At 65.1% G+C, this 17,012-nt stretch carries 17 protein-coding genes; 7 read left to right on the forward strand and 10 right to left on the reverse strand.

Features of this window, described 5'->3' with window-relative positions; all coding sequences use genetic code 11:
* Nucleotides 1-269: 269 nt before the first annotated feature.
* On the reverse strand, nt 270-2,069 hold the full coding sequence (gene phaC, locus G481_RS0103240) for a class I poly(R)-hydroxyalkanoic acid synthase (RefSeq protein ID WP_028028731.1): 1,800 nt from the start codon (nt 2,067-2,069) through the stop codon (nt 270-272).
* Between the two features lie 101 nt (nt 2,070-2,170).
* On the opposite strand from phaC, the gene phaZ reads away from it, so the two are divergent.
* Nucleotides 2,171-3,436: a polyhydroxyalkanoate depolymerase gene (gene phaZ / locus G481_RS0103245; RefSeq protein ID WP_028028732.1), complete on the forward strand. Its 1,266-nt coding sequence runs from the start codon at nt 2,171-2,173 to the stop codon at nt 3,434-3,436.
* Nucleotides 3,437-3,550: 114 nt separating this feature from the next.
* Here the strand turns inward: phaZ and G481_RS0103250 are convergent, their stop codons facing one another.
* From G481_RS0103250 to G481_RS0103260, 3 genes are all read right to left on the reverse strand, one after another.
* Nucleotides 3,551-4,549, reverse strand: a complete 999-nt coding sequence (locus G481_RS0103250) for an alpha/beta hydrolase (RefSeq protein WP_028028733.1) — start codon at nt 4,547-4,549, stop codon at nt 3,551-3,553.
* A gap of 1 nt (nt 4,550) precedes the next feature.
* On the reverse strand, nt 4,551-5,303 hold the full coding sequence (locus G481_RS0103255; protein ID WP_028028734.1) for an alpha/beta hydrolase: 753 nt from the start codon (nt 5,301-5,303) through the stop codon (nt 4,551-4,553).
* Nucleotides 5,304-5,439: 136 nt separating this feature from the next.
* On the reverse strand, nt 5,440-6,108 hold the full coding sequence (locus G481_RS0103260) for a DNA-3-methyladenine glycosylase I (RefSeq protein WP_028028735.1): 669 nt from the start codon (nt 6,106-6,108) through the stop codon (nt 5,440-5,442).
* Nucleotides 6,109-6,278: 170 nt separating this feature from the next.
* Between G481_RS0103260 and thrS the strand changes: the two genes are divergently transcribed.
* Nucleotides 6,279-8,225 (forward strand): threonine--tRNA ligase, encoded by a 1,947-nt coding sequence (gene thrS, locus G481_RS0103265; protein ID WP_028028736.1) that lies wholly within the window; start codon nt 6,279-6,281, stop codon nt 8,223-8,225.
* 213 nt (nt 8,226-8,438) lie between these two features.
* Nucleotides 8,439-8,645 (forward strand): cold-shock protein, encoded by a 207-nt coding sequence (locus tag G481_RS0103270; protein WP_028028737.1) that lies wholly within the window; start codon nt 8,439-8,441, stop codon nt 8,643-8,645.
* A gap of 37 nt (nt 8,646-8,682) precedes the next feature.
* Here the strand turns inward: G481_RS0103270 and G481_RS0103275 are convergent, their stop codons facing one another.
* Nucleotides 8,683-9,315: a ribonuclease T2 family protein gene (locus G481_RS0103275; protein WP_028028738.1), complete on the reverse strand. Its 633-nt coding sequence runs from the start codon at nt 9,313-9,315 to the stop codon at nt 8,683-8,685.
* Between the two features lie 126 nt (nt 9,316-9,441).
* On the opposite strand from G481_RS0103275, the gene G481_RS0103280 reads away from it, so the two are divergent.
* Nucleotides 9,442-10,188: a DUF1013 domain-containing protein gene (locus G481_RS0103280; RefSeq protein ID WP_028028739.1), complete on the forward strand. Its 747-nt coding sequence runs from the start codon at nt 9,442-9,444 to the stop codon at nt 10,186-10,188.
* Between the two features lie 36 nt (nt 10,189-10,224).
* On the opposite strand, the gene G481_RS0103285 is transcribed toward G481_RS0103280, so the two are convergent.
* The 5 genes from G481_RS0103285 to G481_RS0103305 all read right to left on the reverse strand — a co-directional run bounded on the left by G481_RS0103285 (nt 10,225) and on the right by G481_RS0103305 (nt 15,195).
* Nucleotides 10,225-11,064: a LytTR family DNA-binding domain-containing protein gene (locus G481_RS0103285; RefSeq protein WP_028028740.1), complete on the reverse strand. Its 840-nt coding sequence runs from the start codon at nt 11,062-11,064 to the stop codon at nt 10,225-10,227.
* A gap of 188 nt (nt 11,065-11,252) precedes the next feature.
* Entirely contained in the window at nt 11,253-11,852 is a 600-nt protein-coding gene (gene recR / locus G481_RS0103290; protein WP_028028741.1) for a recombination mediator RecR, read from the reverse strand.
* 2 nt (nt 11,853-11,854) lie between these two features.
* Nucleotides 11,855-12,199, reverse strand: coding sequence for a YbaB/EbfC family nucleoid-associated protein (locus tag G481_RS0103295; RefSeq protein WP_028028742.1), 345 nt, complete (start codon nt 12,197-12,199; stop codon nt 11,855-11,857).
* Nucleotides 12,200-12,261: 62 nt separating this feature from the next.
* Entirely contained in the window at nt 12,262-13,989 is a 1,728-nt protein-coding gene (locus G481_RS0103300; RefSeq protein ID WP_028028743.1) for a DNA polymerase III subunit gamma/tau, read from the reverse strand.
* Nucleotides 13,990-14,052: 63 nt separating this feature from the next.
* The gene (locus G481_RS0103305; RefSeq protein ID WP_051294275.1) at nt 14,053-15,195 is read right to left on the reverse strand and encodes a PLP-dependent cysteine synthase family protein; all 1,143 of its coding nucleotides are present in this window, start codon (nt 15,193-15,195) and stop codon (nt 14,053-14,055) included.
* A gap of 103 nt (nt 15,196-15,298) precedes the next feature.
* Between G481_RS0103305 and G481_RS0103310 the strand changes: the two genes are divergently transcribed.
* The 3 genes from G481_RS0103310 to G481_RS0103320 all read left to right on the forward strand — a co-directional run bounded on the left by G481_RS0103310 (nt 15,299) and on the right by G481_RS0103320 (nt 16,992).
* Entirely contained in the window at nt 15,299-15,760 is a 462-nt protein-coding gene (locus tag G481_RS0103310) for an Lrp/AsnC family transcriptional regulator (RefSeq protein ID WP_028028745.1), read from the forward strand.
* Between the two features lie 192 nt (nt 15,761-15,952).
* Nucleotides 15,953-16,414 (forward strand): carboxymuconolactone decarboxylase family protein, encoded by a 462-nt coding sequence (locus tag G481_RS0103315; RefSeq protein WP_051294276.1) that lies wholly within the window; start codon nt 15,953-15,955, stop codon nt 16,412-16,414.
* Nucleotides 16,411-16,992, forward strand: a complete 582-nt coding sequence (locus G481_RS0103320; protein WP_028028747.1) for a peroxidase-related enzyme — start codon at nt 16,411-16,413, stop codon at nt 16,990-16,992. Before G481_RS0103315 ends, G481_RS0103320 begins: the two co-directional genes overlap by 4 nt.
* The last annotated feature ends 20 nt before the right edge of the window (nt 16,993-17,012 follow it).

The following is a 17,012-nucleotide window of genomic DNA, read 5'->3' on the forward strand; positions in this document are numbered from 1 at the left end:
CAGGGGGTGTAATCGGTGTGTCGCTGTTCTGCGCTGACACACCATATACATGCTGCAGCGCAGCATTGCAAGAGTTTCGATGCTGCGTTGCAGAAGATTTACCTTGCGGAAACCTTTTGGCCCTTGGGCCGAAATCCCAAGTAATCCTGAAGGGATGGTCGATGCTGCAATGCAGCAATCAAGGCCGCCCACAGGTTCACGGCCGCATCTTCACCGACGGATCCAGGGCTGAAAGACTGACGGCCGGGCCGGGGCCCAGCCATCGGATCTCAGGCCGAGTCGCGCAGCACATAGGTGCCGGGCGCGGGGCACAGGGCGGGGTAGCCCTCGACGCTGCCCGGAACGCGGGCGGCGACCATGGTGCCCGACCGCTTGGCCAACCACTGGCCCCAGCGCGGCCACCAGGATCCCTTGGTATAGGTCGCCCCCTTCAGCCATTCGTCAGGGGTCAGGCCGGACATCGGGGCATCGTTGGTGTAATGACCATACTTGTCCTTGCCCGGCGGGTTGATGATCCCCGCGATATGGCCCGACTCGGACATGATGAAGGTCTTGTCCTTGGACCCGAAGCGGCGCAGCCCGTTGAAGCTGGCCTTCCAGGCGGCGATGTGGTCGGTCTCGCAGCCGATGGCACAGATCGGCAGTTTGATGTCGGCAGGCGAGACCGCCATCCCGTCCACCTGATAGGTGCCCTTGGCAAAGCGGTCCTCCTGGCACAGCCAGCGCAGATATTCGATGGCCATGCGCGAGGGCAGGTTCGTGCTGTCGCCGTTCCAGAACAGAAGGTCAAAGGCGGGCGGCCGTTCCCCCATCATGTAGCTGCGAATGGCCGGCTGATAGATCAGATCGTTCGATCGCAGAAAGCTGAAGGTGCGCGCCATGATCTGCGAGGCAAGGATGCCCTTGGCCTTGCAATCGCGTTCGATCCCGTCGACGAAATCATCGGTCAGGAAGGGCGCGAATTCGCCCTGGTCCGAGAAATCCGACAGCATGGTGAAGAAGGTCGCCGACTTGATCGAGGGATCGCCGCGCTTGGCCATCATCGCCAGCGTCAGGCTGAGCGTGGTGCCCGCGATGCAATAGCCGACGACGTTGATCTTGTCCTCGGCGGTGATCGCCTTCACCGCGTCGATCGCCTCCAGGTAACCTTCGCGGATATAGTCATCCATGCCGAAGTCGGCATACGAGGCATCGGGGTTCTTCCAGCTGACCACGAACAGCGTGAAGCCCTGATCGACGATCCACTTGATCAGGCTGTTCTGCGGCTTGAGATCCATGATGTAGAACTTGTTGATCCAGGGCGGAAAGATCAGCAAGGGCGTGCGGTGGACCTTGTCGGTGGTCGGCGTGAACTGGATCAGCTCGAGGATCCGGTTGCGGAACACCACCTGTCCGGGCGTTGCGCCGATATTGTCGCCCACCCGGAACGCTTCGGGGTCGGACAGCGTGACCAGCATCTCGCCATTGTTGGCCTCGATGTCGCGGACAAGGTTTTCCAGCCCGCGCACCAGCGATTCGCCTTCGGTTGCCACCGCCTTTTCCAGCGCATCGGGGTTGGTGCCAAGGAAGTTGGTCGGCGACATCATGTCGGTGATCTGGCGGGTGAAGTATTCCACCCGGTGCCGGTCGTTGGGGTTCAGCGTCTCGATGGCGGCAACGGCATCCTTCAGCGCCTGGGCGTTGGTCAGGTATTGCTGCTTGAGGAAGTTGAAATAGGGGTGGGTGTCCCAAAGGGGGTTGGCGAACCGGCGATCCTTGGGGCCCGGATCGGGGGGGGCGGACAGCTTGCCCTGGGTCAGCACATGCTGCGCCTCGACGTAGTGTTTCAGCGTCTTGCCCCACCAGGCAACCTGCTGTTCGACCACCTTGGCGGGGTTCTTCATGGTATCGTGCATCCAGGCGGCGGCCGTCTGCATGTAAAGTTCCGGGTCCGGCCCGTCGAGCGCTGGGTCGCTGGACGACTTCCGCGCGAGCGCCGCAATCAGACGTTGAGACAGCTGTTCGATCCGCTGCAGATTGGTCTGCATCCTTTCGGACAGGGCTGCGGGTACGCACTCGTCAGTTGCCATGTGAACTTTTCCCCCCTATTTTGCCTGTGCAGCATAGCGTCGCCTGACTGGGGGGGAAGCGACGGAGATGCCGGGGCTCCTCCCCCGCGCAAGGAGACAACATGAAGTATATGCACACGTATGACTTGATGGAAGCCACTCGAAACACCAACGAGTGGCTTGGTGCGACTGCGCGCGCCTTCGCGTCCTACCCGGTGTGGGGTCTGGCGCCGAGCCCGATGTTCAAGATGCTGTCGGCCTGGGGCCGCGTCACCGAACGCAGCTTTGCCCGCATGGTCATCAAGCCCGACTGGGGCATCCGCTCGATCGTGGGCGACGATGGCCGCGACCACCTGGTCGAGGTGGAAACCGTGGTGCCGCGCCCGTTCGGCGACCTGATCCACTTCAAGGTGCTGGGCCAGGCGCCGCGCACCCGCAAGGTTCTGATCGTCGCGCCGATGTCCGGCCATTATGCGACCCTTGTTCGCTCTACGGTTGTATCGCTACTGCCTGACTGTGACGTCTATGTGACCGACTGGAACAATGCCCGCGATATTCCCGTGTCGGCCGGCAAGTTTGATATCGAGGATTATACCCTCTATCTGGTCGACTTCCTGCGCCATCTTGGCCCGGACACCCATGTTGTCGCGATCTGCCAGCCGGCGCCGCTGACCCTGGCCGCGACCGCCTATCTGGCGGCCGAAGACCCCGACGCCCAGCCGCGCAGCCTGATCCTGATCGGCGGGCCGATCGACCCGGATGCGGCGGATACCGAGGTGACCGACTTTGGCCGCCGCGTGACGATGGGCCAGCTGGAACATCTGGCCATCCAGCGCGTCGGGTTCAAATATGCCGGCGCCGGGCGTCTGGTCTATCCGGGTCTGTTGCAGCTGGCCGGGTTCATCTCGATGAACCTCGAGACCCATTCCAAGGCGTTTCAGGAAAAGATCCTTGCCGCCTCCAAGGGTGAGGACAGCGAGCACGACAAGCACAACGTCTTCTATGACGAATATCTTGCAGTCATGGACATGACGGCGGAATTCTACCTCTCGACGGTCGAGCGGATTTTCAAGAACCTTGAAATCGCCCGCAACGAATTCGTCGTCGATGGCAAGAAGGTGGATATCGGGGCGATCACCTCGGTCGCGGTGATGACGGTGGAAGGCGCGAATGACGACATCTCCGCCCCTGGCCAATGCGTTGCGGCGCTGAACCTGTGCACCGGACTGCCGGCCGAGAAAAAGGCCCAGCATCTGGAGCCGGGCGCAGGCCACTATGGCATCTTTGCCGGCAAGAGCTGGCGCAACAACATCCGCCCGCTGGTGCTGAACTTCATCGACGCCAATTCCGGCGTGCCGAAAAAGGGCGCCAAGCTGCAGGCGGTGTAAGCCGGTTCTGACAATGTGCAAGGGGGCGGGGGCTTTCCCCGCCCTTTTCGTTTGCGCCTTTGGCTGGCGGCGGATGCCTCCGGCGGGGATATTTGGATCAAGGCGAAATGGGGGTCAAAGCCCGCCTGCCCAGCGGAGGATCCGGTCTGCCGCTGCCTTGGTCATGCCGGGCGAGCGGATATCGCCCGCGATCACATGTGCCTCGAAATCCATGCCGGGGCGCAGGGGCCAGGCCTCGCGTTCAACCGGGCCGCCCCAGTGCGCGGCCATGGCATCGGTGGCGGCGGGACTGACGACCATATCGTCGGACGAGGTCAGGACCAGCAGCGGGACCGTGACCTGGCCGGGATCGGCCGCGCGCGCGGCGCGCATGGCCTTGGTCATGGGAAACAGCGCGGCTGTCGGATAGCGCAGCGCCCAATAGCGGGCGTGATCGGGGTTGCGGGCGGGCCATTCCTGTTCTGCCCCGATCAGCGCGGGGACAAAGCGATCGGCCCCTGGCAGGTCCAGCACCCAGTTGTTGAGCATCGAGGCCAGCCGCAGGTTGGGCGAGATCATCGCGACACCCGCCACCTTGTCCGCCGCCGGCATCGCGGCGCGCAGCTCGGGCGTTGCCAGCCCGGCCAGCACGACCGAGGCGCCGGTCGAGGTGGCAATCACCACCACCCGGTCCCCGATCCGCGCACCGATGGCCAGTGCCTCGGCCAGATCGGTCATCCAGTCATCGGCGCTTGCCTCGGCCATCGCGGCGCCGGGGCGGCCGTGCCCGGCCAGACGGGTGAAATAGAGATTGGCCCCAAGCGCCTCGGCCACCATGTCGGGGACAGGGCGGATTTCCTCGGAACTGGCGGAAAAGCCGTGGATATAGATGACCGACAGCGGGGTCCGAACGCCCGGTGCGCCCTGCCAGATCACCCGCTTCTGCGTGCCGGGCACGATATCGGTGAAGACCGATTCCCGCGCGGCCAGCCAGCCATCCAGATCGGCGGGCAGCGCGGCTGCGTCGAAGCTGGGCGGCGTGATATGGCTGTCACGCGGCCAGACCCACAGCGCCGCCGCGATCAGCGCGATAACCAGCAGCGCCCGTCCAAGCCATTTGCCGAATGTCCGCATGTCAGCCCCCGATCCGGTCCAGAATGCCCGCGATCGACGCCTCGATCAACGCAAGGCAATCAGGGGTCGAGAATCGGTGATCGGCGCCCTTGACCAGCGTCAGGCGGATATCCTCGCCCTGCGCATGATCCAAAAGGCGCAGCGCGACCGATGGCGGCACGTCCACATCTTCTGTGCCCTGCAGCAGCCGCACGGGGAAAGGCAGGGGCAGGGGGCCGCGCAGCACCAGCCGGTTTCGCCCGTCCTCGATCAGTCGCTGTGTGATCACATAGGGATCGTCGGAATATTCGGATGGCAGTTCCACCCGGCCGGTCGTGGCCATCTCGGATCTCTGCGCATTGGTGAACCCGGCCCACATGCTGTCCTCGGTGAAATCCGGCGCAGCGGCGATGCCGACAAAGCCGGCCACCCGCTCTGGCAGCGCCTTGATGGTCAAGAGCGAGATCCAGCCGCCCATCGACGAGCCGACCAGCACCTGCGGCCCTTCGGTCAGTGCCGAAATCGCGGCGATGGCGTCTTCGGCCCAGTCCCCGATGCAGCCGTCCAGAAAGTCGCCCGAGCTTTGGCCATGCCCCGAATAGTCAAAGCGCAGAAAGGCGCGCCCGGTCCGTTCGGCCCAGTCCTGCAGATGCACCGCCTTGGTCCCGGTCATGTCCGACTTGAAGCCGCCCAGAAACACCACCCCCGGCCCCGCGCCTTTGGTGCGGTGATAGGCGATCTTGCGGCCTTGCGCTGTGGTCAGAAATTCGGGCATCGGCCTCTCCTTCGCAAATCGCGCCGACCCTAGCAGCCGCGCCTCGCCGCTTCCAGCGCATCACCTTCCGAAAATACCCCGGGGGGTGAATGCGCGGCACGCGCAGAGGGGGGCAGGGCCCCCCTTTTCTTCCAGATCAGCCGATGCTGCGCGCCAGAACCCGGCTGATCGTGGTCAAGGGCTGACCCGACTGCGCCTGCCACTCATCAAAGGCCCGCTGAACCGCTGCCCGTGCCTTGGCCGAGGTGGGCGGGCCGTCGATCACCCCTTCGGCCACCAGCCGTTTCACCACATCCTGCGACAGGATATAGCCATCGCGCCCCATGAAACGCAGCACGTAGGGGCCGGTCGACCCGCCCAGCCGGCTGCCCTGTTTCGCCAGCCAGGCAACCAGACCGGCGAAATCGCTGGCTGGCCAGTCGGCCACCTTGCGCCCGAAACTGCCATGCTCCTCCGCCACGCGCCGGATGAAGGCCGCATTGTCGCGGATCGCCGCGATCTTGGGGGCTGACCGGATCACCCGCGGATCGGCGACCAGCGCATCGAACCAAGCATCATCCATCATCGACACCCGGCCGATGTCAAAGCCGTGGAACGCCTCTTCGATGCCGGGCCATTTGGCCTCGACCACCTTCCAGCTGATCCCGGCCTGAAAGATGCAGCGCGCCATCGTGGACAGCCAGCGATCATCGGGGATCGCGGCCAGCGCATCGGCGCCCAGCGGCACGGGAATATCGTCCAGCACCGCGCCAAACCCGCCCTTGCGTTCGGCGGCCATCGCCAGAATCTCGTCGTAGCTGCGCATCCATTCCCCCCGGCTGTGGCCAGAGTGCCAAAGCCGCCGCGCCCGATCAAGAACAATCCGTAAACATCGACCATCCGCCTTGACCTTGTCCGCCCCCGCGCGCAGAAGGGCGCCACCATATACCCGCAACCGGGCGTTCCGTGGGCGCCAAACCGACGAGGAGACGGCCGATGAGCCAGATTTCCCTGACATTTCCCGATGGCAAGATCCGTGACTATGCGGCCGGCGTGACCCCGGCCGAGGTCGCGGCCTCCATCGCCCCCTCGCTGGCCAAGGCCGCGATTTCCGCGCAGGTCAACGGCAAGCACTGGGATCTGGCCTGGCCGATCCTGTCAGATGCCACCGTCTCGATCAACACGATCAAGGACGAGGGCCCGGCGCTGGAACTGATCCGCCATGACCTCGCCCATATCATGGCCCGCGCCGTGCAGGAGATCTGGCCCGACGTCAAGGTCACGATCGGCCCGGTGCGCGATTACGGCTGGTTCTACGATTTCGACCGCGCCGAACCCTTTACCCCCGAGGATCTGGGCCAGATCGAAGCGCGGATGAAGCAGATCATCAACGCGCGCGAGCCTGTCAAAACCGAACTCTGGGACCGCGAGCGCACGCGCAAATACTATGAACAGCGCGGCGAGCCTTTCAAAATCGAACTTCTCGACCGGATCCCCGAGGGCGAGGACATCCGCATGTACTGGCACGGCGACTGGCAGGATCTGTGCCGGGGCCCGCACCTGCAACATACCGGCCAGGTGCCGGCGGATGCGTTCAAGCTGACCCATGTGGCCGGCGCCTACTGGCTGGGCGATGCCTCGCGCCCGATGCTGCAACGCATCTACGGCATTGCCTTCCGCAACCGCGACGATCTCAAGGCCCACATGACCATGCTCGAGGAGGCCGCCAAGCGCGACCACCGCAAGCTGGGCCGCGAGATGAACCTGTTCCACATGCAGGAAGAGGCGCCCGGCCAGGTGTTCTGGCACCCGAACGGCTGGACGATCTATACCCAGTTGCAAGACTACATGCGCCGCCAGCAGCGCCGTGGCGGCTATGTCGAGGTGAACACCCCCCAGGTCGTGAACCGCAAGCTGTGGGAGGCCTCGGGCCACTGGGCGAACTACCAGGAAAACATGTTCATCGTCGAGGTCGACGAAGATCATGCCCGCGAAAAGACGGTCAACGCGCTCAAGCCGATGAACTGCCCTTGCCATGTGCAGATCTTCAATGTCGGGCTGAAATCCTATCGCGACCTGCCGCTGCGCATGGCCGAATTCGGGTCTTGCGCGCGCTATGAACCCTCGGGCGCGCTGCATGGCATCATGCGGGTGCGCGGCTTTACGCAAGACGATGCGCATATCTTCTGCACCGAGAACCAGATCGAGGCCGAGGCGAAGAAATTCATCGAATTCCTTGCCGCGATCTATGCCGATCTCGGGTTCGATCAGTGGCGGATCAAGCTGTCGACCCGCCCCGAAAAGCGCATCGGCACCGAGGAAAGCTGGGACTATGCCGAAGGCGCGCTGGCCAGCGCCGTGACCGCCGCAGGCTATGCCTACGAGATTTTCCCCGGCGAAGGTGCGTTCTACGGGCCCAAGCTGGAATTCGTGCTGCGCGATGCCATCGGGCGCGATTGGCAATGTGGCACCTTCCAGGTCGACCCCAACCTGCCCGAGCGGCTGGATGCGCATTACATCGGCGAAGATGGCATGAAGCACCGCCCGATCATGCTGCACCGCGCCTGCCTTGGCTCGTTCGAGCGCTTCATCGGCATCCTGATCGAGAACCACGCCGGCAAGCTGCCGTTCTGGCTGGCGCCGCGTCAGGTCGTGGTTGCCTCGATCGTCTCGGACGCCGACGACTATGTGGCCGAGGTGGTGACGGCGCTGACCCTGGCCGGGGTGCGGGCCGAAGCCGACATGCGCAACGAAAAGATCAACTACAAGGTGCGCGAACATTCGGTGGCCAAGGTTCCGGTCATCCTGGCCATCGGCATGAACGAGGTGAACGAGCGCACCGTCTCGGTCCGTCGTCTGGGAGACACGCGCACCCAGACCATGACGCTGGACGAAGCGGTTGCGGAGTTCGCGGCCGCCGCGCTGGCGCCTGACCAGCGATAAGCCGCTGGAAAAGCCAAAGGATTGGGCAAGGCGGCAGGTTCCGTCTTGCCCATGTTAACGCACGCTTGATTTTTTGCGGCGTTCGGTCATGCTCGGGACGTGACGTCAGACTTTCTGCCCGCCGCTGCCTTGGCAGCACGCGGTTTACCGGAAGACTTGCCGCACGCCCTCGCGGCATGTCGCCCCGGGGGAACGCGACTTGGGAGAGACGGAATGCCGACCGGCACCGTGAAATGGTTCAACTCCACGAAGGGTTACGGCTTCATTGCGCCCGATGATGGTGGCAAGGACGTGTTCGTTCATATTTCGGCGGTCGAACGCGCTGGACTGAAGGGTCTGAACGACAATCAGAAAATCGCTTACGAACTGCTGAATGGCCGTGACGGCCGTGCTTCGGCAGGGGATCTTCGGCTGCTCTAAGCGCCGGGGACTGGCTGGCGAACGGCCCGGCGCGCGATCAGCGCACCGGGTCCATCCTTGCATCGGGCAAGGTGCAATCGCGGATCACATCCGCCCCGCAGCGACGCGGAGTCAGATCGCGCGTCAGGCAGACGCGCACCTCGTGAATCGCGCGCTTCTGGCAGGTGACCGTGACCATATCGCGGGTCATGGCCGGGTTTGCCTCAAGAAAGGCATCTTCGATCACCTTGGCGGGCAGGGTGACAGGCTTGTCCAGCTTGCCGAAGATCTCGGGCAGCTTGACCTTGCCAAGCGCGCGGGCGCTGGTCAGGAAATAGTCTTGCGCCGACAGGCCCGAACAACGCCCGTGCTTTTGCCATTGGTGCCAGGCCAGCCCTGACGATCCCATGAACCGGCCCATCGCGGCGGTTTCGGCGCGGGTGGGGTCACGCTCGGGGGTGCGGCACCAGCTGGGCCAGCCCTTTTCATATTGCGGCCACAGCCCATGCAGCCCCCAGCCGATCCGGGCGCCGGTCCGGCAGCGGTCGTCCTGGCGTGCGTCGCCCTCGTCAGCGCACCAGTTCGGGGTCCAGCTCAGCGACAGGACGTAATAGTCGAACTTGCCCGCCTGATCCGCCAGGGCAGGCATCGACAGGCAAAGGCTGGCCAGCAAGGCGGTCAGGACACGCATTTTCTCTTTCCTCTGGCCGGCGCAACGCGTATATGGATCGCCAATTCCCCGAAAACGAGGATCGGCGGACCCCAGGGTGCGCAGCCGTTTTCCCGGCCCGGGAGAGATTTGTAAAGGAGAGATCCGATGACAAAGCCGCTGATGGCGCGGGCGACCGCTGTCTGGCTGGTGGACAACACCACGCTGACCTTCAAGCAGGTCGCAGATTTCTGCGGCATGCACGAGCTGGAAGTGCAGGGCATCGCCGATGGCGATGTGGCGGGGGGCGTCAAGGGATTTGATCCGGTGGCGAACAACCAGCTGGACCAGATCGAGATCCAGAAGGGCGAGAAAGACCCGCTCTACAAGCTGAAGCTCAAGTTCAATGCCGCGGCCGTGGGCGAGGAAAAGCGCCGTGGCCCGCGCTATACCCCGCTGTCCAAGCGTCAGGACCGTCCTGCCGCCATTCTGTGGCTGGTCAAGTTCCACCCGGAACTGTCGGATGGCCAGATCTCCAAGCTGGTTGGCACCACCAAGCCGACCATCCAGCAGATCCGCGAACGCACCCACTGGAACATCGCCAATATCGCGCCGGTCGATCCGGTGGCGCTGGGTCTGTGCCGGCAGTCGGAACTGGATGCGGCCGTGCAGGTCGCCGTCAAGAAGAAGGCCGCCGAAGGCAGCGTCATGTCCGACGACGAACGCCGCAAGCTGGTGTCGACCCAGACCTCGCTGGGCATGGCGCCGGATGCGCGCATTCCCGATGCGATTGCCGGGTTCAGCCTGTCGCCCAAGGAAGAAAAGCCGGCGGATTATTCCGATGCCGACAGCTTCTTCAACCTGCCGCAGGGTGATGACGACGACGAGGATGATGACGATCAGCTGGTCCGCTGACCGTTGCAGGCCGCCCTTCGGGGCGGCCTTTTGCTATCAGCCCTTGCCCATCGCCTCGACCCAGTCCTTGACCGCCGTGCGCCGCGCGCGGGCGACCGGGATGACGGTGCCGTCGGTCAGCTCCAGCGTCCAGCCCTCGCGCGCGCGGTTCAGGCTGCTGACCGCTGTGGCTGCGACCCAATGCGAGCGGTGAACCCGCAGCCCAAGCGCATCGGGCAATTGCGCCTCGATATCCGAGATGCGCCCGCGCAGCATCTGACGGCCCTGGACGGTCTGGATATGCACATAATGTTCTTCGGCGGACACCAGCCGCAAATCGTTCAAGGCAACGGGCCGGCCCAGCAGCGAGACCACCTTTTCATCGGTCGCAGGTGGCGTGACGGGCAGGGCAGCTTCGGGCGTATCGATTGGCGCCGCCTTCGGCTCTAGCCGTGCGAGGAACCGCGGCATCAGATAGGTGACCATCAGAAGTTCACCCAGCATCGAGCAGATCAGCGAAAAGGCCATGACGATCAGCTGAATCTCCAGCATGGGATCCGATCGCTCCAGCCCGATCAGAATCCCCAGCTCTGGGGACAGCAGACCGCAGGCGATGGCGCTGACGACATGGGCAATCCAGCTGCGGGCCAGCGTGAACTTGCGGCCAAGCGCGATCAGGACCAGCAGATAGATTGCGAAAGTGCCGGGAAAGACCAGTCCCCAGAACACCACCTGGTTCGCCAGCGGCAGGGCGGCCAGCGCCGGGAACGGCTTGAGAAACACCAGCGCCAGCCACAGCAGGACCATGGCGGTTGCCGCATGTCGCTGCCGGTGAAAGCCGAGCAGTTCATGCAACGTGAACTGCACACGGCTGCCGTTCACGAAGGAAATCTGCATCCGGCGCAATGGCTCTGGCCCGGATTCGCCATTTCTGTCAGGAAGATAGGCGGAAGCCGTGGCTGTTTGCGTGTCGGTGTCTCTGGTTCTGTCCAGCCCGGTTTCCACCGCATCCCCCGTCGAAGTCCTGATTGCCAGACTAATCGTCTGGCGGCCGAGGGCAAGATGCGTGCGCGCGTTTGCCCGGCCTAGAACCGGCGGCGGGCCCGCAAGGCGGCGGTGATCGTGCCCTCGTCCAGATAATCCAGCTCTCCGCCCACTGGCACGCCCTGTGCCAGCGACGAGATCGGAACGCCGGTCGGGGCCAGCGCATCGGCCAGATAATGCGCGGTGGTCTGGCCATCGACCGTCGCCGGCAAGGCCAGGATCACTTCGACCGCCTGCGTTCCGGTCACCCGGGCGATCAGGTCGGGGATGCGCAGATCCTCGGGGCCGATGGCATCCAGCGGCGACAGGGTGCCGCCCAGCACATGATAGCGGCCCCGAAAGGCACCGGATTGTTCCAGCGCCCACAGGTCGGCCACATCCTCGACCACGCAGATCTCGCCGGTTGCCCGGTCAGGGTTGGCGCAGATCTCGCAGGTCTCGTGGCTGGTCAGGTTGCCGCAGATCGCGCAATCGCGGGTGGTGGCGGCGGTGCGGGCCATCGCCTCGGCCAGCGGGGCCATCAGCAGATCGCGCTTCTTGAGGAGGTGCAGCACCGCACGGCGGGCCGAGCGCGGGCCAAGGCCCGGCAGCCGCGCCATCAGCGCGATCAGCGTTTCAATATCGCCCTGCGGGCCGGCCATAGTCAGACCGGCAGGTTCATGCCGGGCGGCAGGCCCAGCGATTCTGCCAGCCGCTGCGTTTCACGCTGCGCCGCATCTTGTGCGCGGGCCTGCGCATCGCGGATCGCGGCCAGGATCAGATCCTCGACCACTTCCTTTTCCGAGGCGACAAGGATCGTGGAGTCGATGTCCAGCGACTTCACCTCGCCCTTGGCGCTGGCCGTCACCTTGACCAGCCCCGCGCCGGATTCGCCGGTGACGGTCAGGTTGGCCAGATCTTCCTGCATCCGGCCCAGCTTTTCCTGCATCTCCTGCGCGGCCTTCATCATCTTGGCCATGTCGCCAAGGCCGCCAAGACCTTTGAGCATGTGATCTCTCCCTTGGGTGTCTCGTGTCACAGATAGGGGGCGGGACCGGGGCGCAACAAGGGTCAGTCCTCCTCGAAGGGGTCCCACTCGTCCTCGACCTCGGGCAGCGCCTCGGCGGCGGCCTGTTCGGCCAGTGCGGCGGCCGAGCGAATCTCGGTGATGCGCGCGCCGGGAAAGGCGGCAAGCACGGCCTGAACCAGCGGGTTGGTCGCCTCTTGCTCGGCCTTGGCGGCGGTGAAATCGGCGTCCTTTTCCTCGGCCAGGGTCGGGCCGCCGCCCTGACCCACGACCGAGATGCCCCAGCGCTGGCCGGTCCACAGTTGCAGACGCTGGGCAAGGCGGGCGGCAAGGTCTGTCGCGGCCTGCGGGGTCGGTTCAAACTCGATGCGGCCGGGGGCAAAGCGGACCGGGCGGATATGGCTTTCGACCTCGACCAGCAGCTTGAGGTCGCGCTTTTCGCGGATCAGCTCGGCCAGCGCCGTCATGGTGGTGGGCAGAACCCCCGGCGCCTGCGCCAGTGCCACGGTGGCGCCGCTGGCCTGCACCATCGTGCGCCCAGCAGGTGCCATCGCCCGTGCCCCGCCCCCCGAAGGCGCGGCAGCCGCCCTGGCAATTCCGCCGGGCTGGTCGCGCAGCGCCGCCAGCTCGCGCATCAGGCTGCCGGGGTCGGGCAGGTCGGCCACATGGGTCAGCCGGATCACCGCCATTTCGGCGGCCATCATCGCGTTGGGCGCCAGCGCCACTTCCTCGAGCGCCTTGAGCAGCATCTGCCACATCCGCGTCAGCGCCCGCATCGGCAGGCGGCTGGCCAGTTCCAGCCCGCGCGCGCGTTCCTCGGGCGGGACGGTCGGGTCTTCGGCGGCTTCGGGGGTGACTTGCAGCACCGAAAGCCAATGGGTGATTTCCGCCAGATCGCGCAGCACGGCCATGGGGTCGGCGCCATCGGCATATTGGCTGCCAAGTTCGTTCAGGGCCCCGGCCGCATCGCCGCGCATGATCGCCTCGAACAGATCCAGCACGCGGCCCCGGTCGGCCAGCCCCAGCATGGCACGCACCTGATCGGCGCCGGTTTCGCCCGCGCCGTGCGAGATCGCCTGATCCAGCAGCGAGGTGGCATCGCGGGCCGATCCTTCGGCCGCCCGGGTGATCAGCGACAGCGCGGCATCGGTGATTTGCGCGCCCTCGGCCGCGGCGATCTTGCGCAAAAGGCCGATCATCACCTCGGGCTCGATCCGGCGCAGGTCGAACCGCTGGCAGCGCGACAGCACCGTCACCGGCACCTTGCGGATTTCCGTGGTGGCGAAGATGAACTTCACATGCGGCGGCGGTTCCTCCAGCGTCTTGAGCAGCGCGTTGAACGCGCTGGTTGAGAGCATGTGAACCTCGTCGATGATATAGACCTTGTAGCGCGCCGAGGCCGCCCGGTAGTGGACCGAGTCGATGATCTCGCGGATGTCATTGACGCCCGTGCGGCTGGCGGCGTCCATTTCCATCACGTCGACGTGGCGCCCCTCGATGATCGCCTTGCAATGTTCGCATTCGCCGCAAGGTTCGGTCGTCGGTCCGCCCTGGCCATCGGGGCCGATGCAGTTCAGCCCCTTGGCGATGATCCGCGCCGTGGTGGTTTTGCCGGTGCCGCGAATGCCGGTCATGATGAAGGCCTGCGCGATCCGTCCCGCCGCGAAGGCATTCTTCAGCGTGCGGACCATGGCGTCCTGGCCGACCAGATCGGCAAAGGTTTCCGGCCGGTATTTGCGGGCCAGCACCTGATAGCGGGGGGTCTCGGTCATCGGGCCTTCCGGGATTCGTATCTGGCGAACCCTAGGGCGTAGGGGGCCGGGGGTCCAGTCCGCTCAGGTCAGACCGGCCGGGCCAAAGGGCAATCGCCATTCGCCGGTTTCCAGAAAGCGGTGCAGCCCGTCGGCATGGGGCGCGATGTCCAGACCCTGCGCTGCCAGCCAGTCATCGTCGAAATAGGTGTCGCTGTAGCGGGTGCCACTATCGCAGATGATCGTCACCAGCGATCCGGCGCGGCCCTGCTGCATCATTTCCGCGGCAATGCAGCACAGGCCCAGAAAATTCGTCCCGGTCGAGGCGCCGACCCGGCGGAAGATCATGTCCGACAGCACCCGCGCCGCCGCGATCGAGGCCGCATCGGGCAGGCGGATCATGTGATCGACCACCGAAGGCAGGAACGAGGGTTCGACCCGCGGCCGCCCGATCCCTTCGATCCGCGATCCGGTCGGCTTGGTGATGCAACGATCCCCCGACTGGTAGCAGTCGTAAAAGGCCGAGTTTTCCACATCGACCACGCAGAGCTGGGTGCACAGGTTGCGATAGCGGATATAGCGCCCCAGCGTGGCCGAGGTGCCGCCCGTCCCGGCGCTCATCACCACCCAGTCGGGGATGGGGTGCAGCTCTTGCTCCATCTGGGTGAAGATGCTTTCGGCAATGTTGTTGTTGCCGCGCCAGTCGGTCGCCCGTTCGGCATAGGTGAACTGGTCAAGGTAATGCCCGCCGGTTTGTGTCGCGATCGCCTCGGCCGCGCCATAGACGTCGCAGGCGCGGTCAACGAAATGGCAGCGCCCGCCGAAGCGTTCGATCTCGGCCACCTTCTGGCGCGAGGTGCTGCGGGGCATCACCGCCACGAAGGGCAGGCCCAGCAGACGGGCAAAATAGGCCTCGGAGACAGCGGTAGACCCCGACGAGGCCTCGACCAGCGTGGTCTGCGGGCCGATGAAGCCGTTGCAGATGCCATAGAGCACCAGCGAGCGGGCAAGGCGGTGTTTCAGACTGCCGGTCGGATGGGTGCTTTCGTCCTTGAGATAGACGTCGATGCCGCGCAGGCCGGGGAACACCGGCTTGACCAGATGGGTATCTGCCGACCGGCGCGCATCGCCCTGAAGCTGCGCGATGGCGGCCCGTGCCCAGGCACGGTTGGCGCAATCGGGGCGGGGCAGGGTGGGCGTGGCAGTCGGGCGGCTGTGCAGGGTCATCGCGGTCCTTTCCGGCATCCCATTGGCCTAGCACTTCCGCGATCAGCAGATTTCACATATCTTTCCCCGTTACGGGGATTTCTCTGCAAGGTTTGATCGAAGAATGTCGCACAAGCTGGATCATATCGACCGCCGCATCCTGAACGCGCTGCAACGCGACGCCTCGCGCTCGCAGCGCGATCTGGCGGATGAGGTGGGGCTGTCGCAAAACGCCCTGTGGCGCCGGCTGAAGGCGCTGGAGGCGGCGGGCGTCGTGCAGGGCTATACCGCCCGCGTGGCGCCCGAGGCGGTCGGGGCCTCGCTTGCCGTCTTCGTCATGCTGCGCACGCGGCGCCATTCGGCCGACTGGCTGCGCCAGTTCCGCGCCCATGTCGAGGCGATCCCCCAGGTGATCGGGTTCTACCGCATCAGCGGCGACTACGATTATCTGCTGAAGATCGCGGCGGGGGACATGGCGTCCTATGACAGCGTCTACCAGCGCCTGATCCAGATGGAGGGGCTGGAAACCGTCACCTCGTATTTCGCGATGGAATCAATCTTCGACGGGCGGCCGCTGCCACTGTAGGCCGGTAAAACATTCGCATTCTGCACATCTTTTGCGCGACAGCGTTCTGTCAGGGCCGTCCAGGGGTGGACGGCTTTTTCTTTTCTGCCGCCGATTGCAGGAAAAGCTAGACATAATGTGAATGACTGATGCAGCTTGATGCGCAGAATGAATGATATGGCCAGGATTCGGCTTTCAATCAGGGAGCGCCCCATGGACATGCCGCCAGACAGCCGCGACGGGTTCGACCTGTTGCCCAAGGCCCGCAGCGACATTGCACAGATGAGCCGCAAGGCGCGGGACTCGGTCCTGAGCCCTGCTGATCCGGGGGGCTGGTCCATCGACTGGCGCCATGCCGTTGCGGCGCGCATCTGCCGTCTGCATGGCATCGGCGGGCTGGACGCGGGCTATCTGGCCAAGGTGGCCGATCCTGCCATTGCCGGGCTGGCCGACCCGACCCACAAGGGGCGCGATGCGGCCGAGACGGTCGTTCTGGCCTTCATGGACCGCGTGGCCACCACCCCGCGCGAGATTGTCGCGGGCGACATTACCGCGCTGACCGCCGCAGGCGTGGCCGAGCCCGATGTGGTCCGGCTGTGCGAGATGGCGGCGTTCCTCGCCTATCAATGCCGCGTTGCCGCCGGGCTGGCGCTGATTGCAGGGGGTGCGCAATGAGCCGGGTCATCCACAAGTTCACCCGCACCGTGCCGCATTGGCAGCCCCGGATCACCCCGGTCCGGCTGGACGCGGCAACGCCCCAGCAGCTGGAGGCGCTGAAGGTCACGCCCTCGAACACCAAGGTGTCGGATTATGTGCTGGTGCTGGCACATGATCCCGAAAGCCTGAATGCCCGCTCTCCGCTGTTCAATGCGGTGATGTATGGCAAGGACGGGCTGGACCGCGCAGGGCGCGAGATCGGGGCGATCGGCGCGTCCATCGTCAACCGCTGCGTCTATTGCGCCGCCGTCCACGCACAGCGCCATGCCCAGCTGAGCAAGGCGCCCGAGGTCACTGACGAGATTTTCCGCGCAGGGCCCGCGGCCAGACTGGGCGCGCGCGATCAGGCGATGTTCGACTTTGCCGTCAAACTGTCGCAGACCCCGCCTGCGGTGGGGGCCGATGACATTGCCGCGCTGCGGGCGGCCGGGCTGGACGATCTGGAAATTGCCGATCTGGTGCTGGCCAGCGCGATGTTCGGCTGGGCCAACCGGCTGATGCATGTGCTGGGCGATCCGGTCCGGGTGGAGGACTGAATGGCAGCGGGGCAGGCGAC

It is taken from the genome of Gemmobacter nectariphilus DSM 15620 (genome assembly GCF_000429765.1).
Classification (GTDB): Bacteria; Pseudomonadota; Alphaproteobacteria; order Rhodobacterales; family Rhodobacteraceae; genus Wagnerdoeblera; species Wagnerdoeblera nectariphila.

Bases quoted from the DNA above. Each gene is read 5' to 3' on its own strand.
- phaC (WP_028028731.1), bottom strand. From the start codon at position 2,069: ATGGCAACTGACGAGTGCGTACCCGCAGCCCTGTCCGAAAGGATGCAG.
- phaZ (WP_028028732.1), top strand. From the start codon at position 2,171: ATGAAGTATATGCACACGTATGACTTGATGGAAGCCACTCGAAACACC.
- G481_RS0103250 (WP_028028733.1), bottom strand. From the start codon at position 4,549: ATGCGGACATTCGGCAAATGGCTTGGACGGGCGCTGCTGGTTATCGCG.
- G481_RS0103255 (WP_028028734.1), bottom strand. From the start codon at position 5,303: ATGCCCGAATTTCTGACCACAGCGCAAGGCCGCAAGATCGCCTATCAC.
- G481_RS0103260 (WP_028028735.1), bottom strand. From the start codon at position 6,108: ATGCGCAGCTACGACGAGATTCTGGCGATGGCCGCCGAACGCAAGGGC.
- thrS (WP_028028736.1), top strand. From the start codon at position 6,279: ATGAGCCAGATTTCCCTGACATTTCCCGATGGCAAGATCCGTGACTAT.
- G481_RS0103270 (WP_028028737.1), top strand. From the start codon at position 8,439: ATGCCGACCGGCACCGTGAAATGGTTCAACTCCACGAAGGGTTACGGC.
- G481_RS0103275 (WP_028028738.1), bottom strand. From the start codon at position 9,315: ATGCGTGTCCTGACCGCCTTGCTGGCCAGCCTTTGCCTGTCGATGCCT.
- G481_RS0103280 (WP_028028739.1), top strand. From the start codon at position 9,442: ATGACAAAGCCGCTGATGGCGCGGGCGACCGCTGTCTGGCTGGTGGAC.
- G481_RS0103285 (WP_028028740.1), bottom strand. From the start codon at position 11,064: ATGCAGATTTCCTTCGTGAACGGCAGCCGTGTGCAGTTCACGTTGCAT.
- recR (WP_028028741.1), bottom strand. From the start codon at position 11,852: ATGGCCGGCCCGCAGGGCGATATTGAAACGCTGATCGCGCTGATGGCG.
- G481_RS0103295 (WP_028028742.1), bottom strand. From the start codon at position 12,199: ATGCTCAAAGGTCTTGGCGGCCTTGGCGACATGGCCAAGATGATGAAG.
- G481_RS0103300 (WP_028028743.1), bottom strand. From the start codon at position 13,989: ATGACCGAGACCCCCCGCTATCAGGTGCTGGCCCGCAAATACCGGCCG.
- G481_RS0103305 (WP_051294275.1), bottom strand. From the start codon at position 15,195: ATGACCCTGCACAGCCGCCCGACTGCCACGCCCACCCTGCCCCGCCCC.
- G481_RS0103310 (WP_028028745.1), top strand. From the start codon at position 15,299: ATGTCGCACAAGCTGGATCATATCGACCGCCGCATCCTGAACGCGCTG.
- G481_RS0103315 (WP_051294276.1), top strand. From the start codon at position 15,953: ATGGACATGCCGCCAGACAGCCGCGACGGGTTCGACCTGTTGCCCAAG.
- G481_RS0103320 (WP_028028747.1), top strand. From the start codon at position 16,411: ATGAGCCGGGTCATCCACAAGTTCACCCGCACCGTGCCGCATTGGCAG.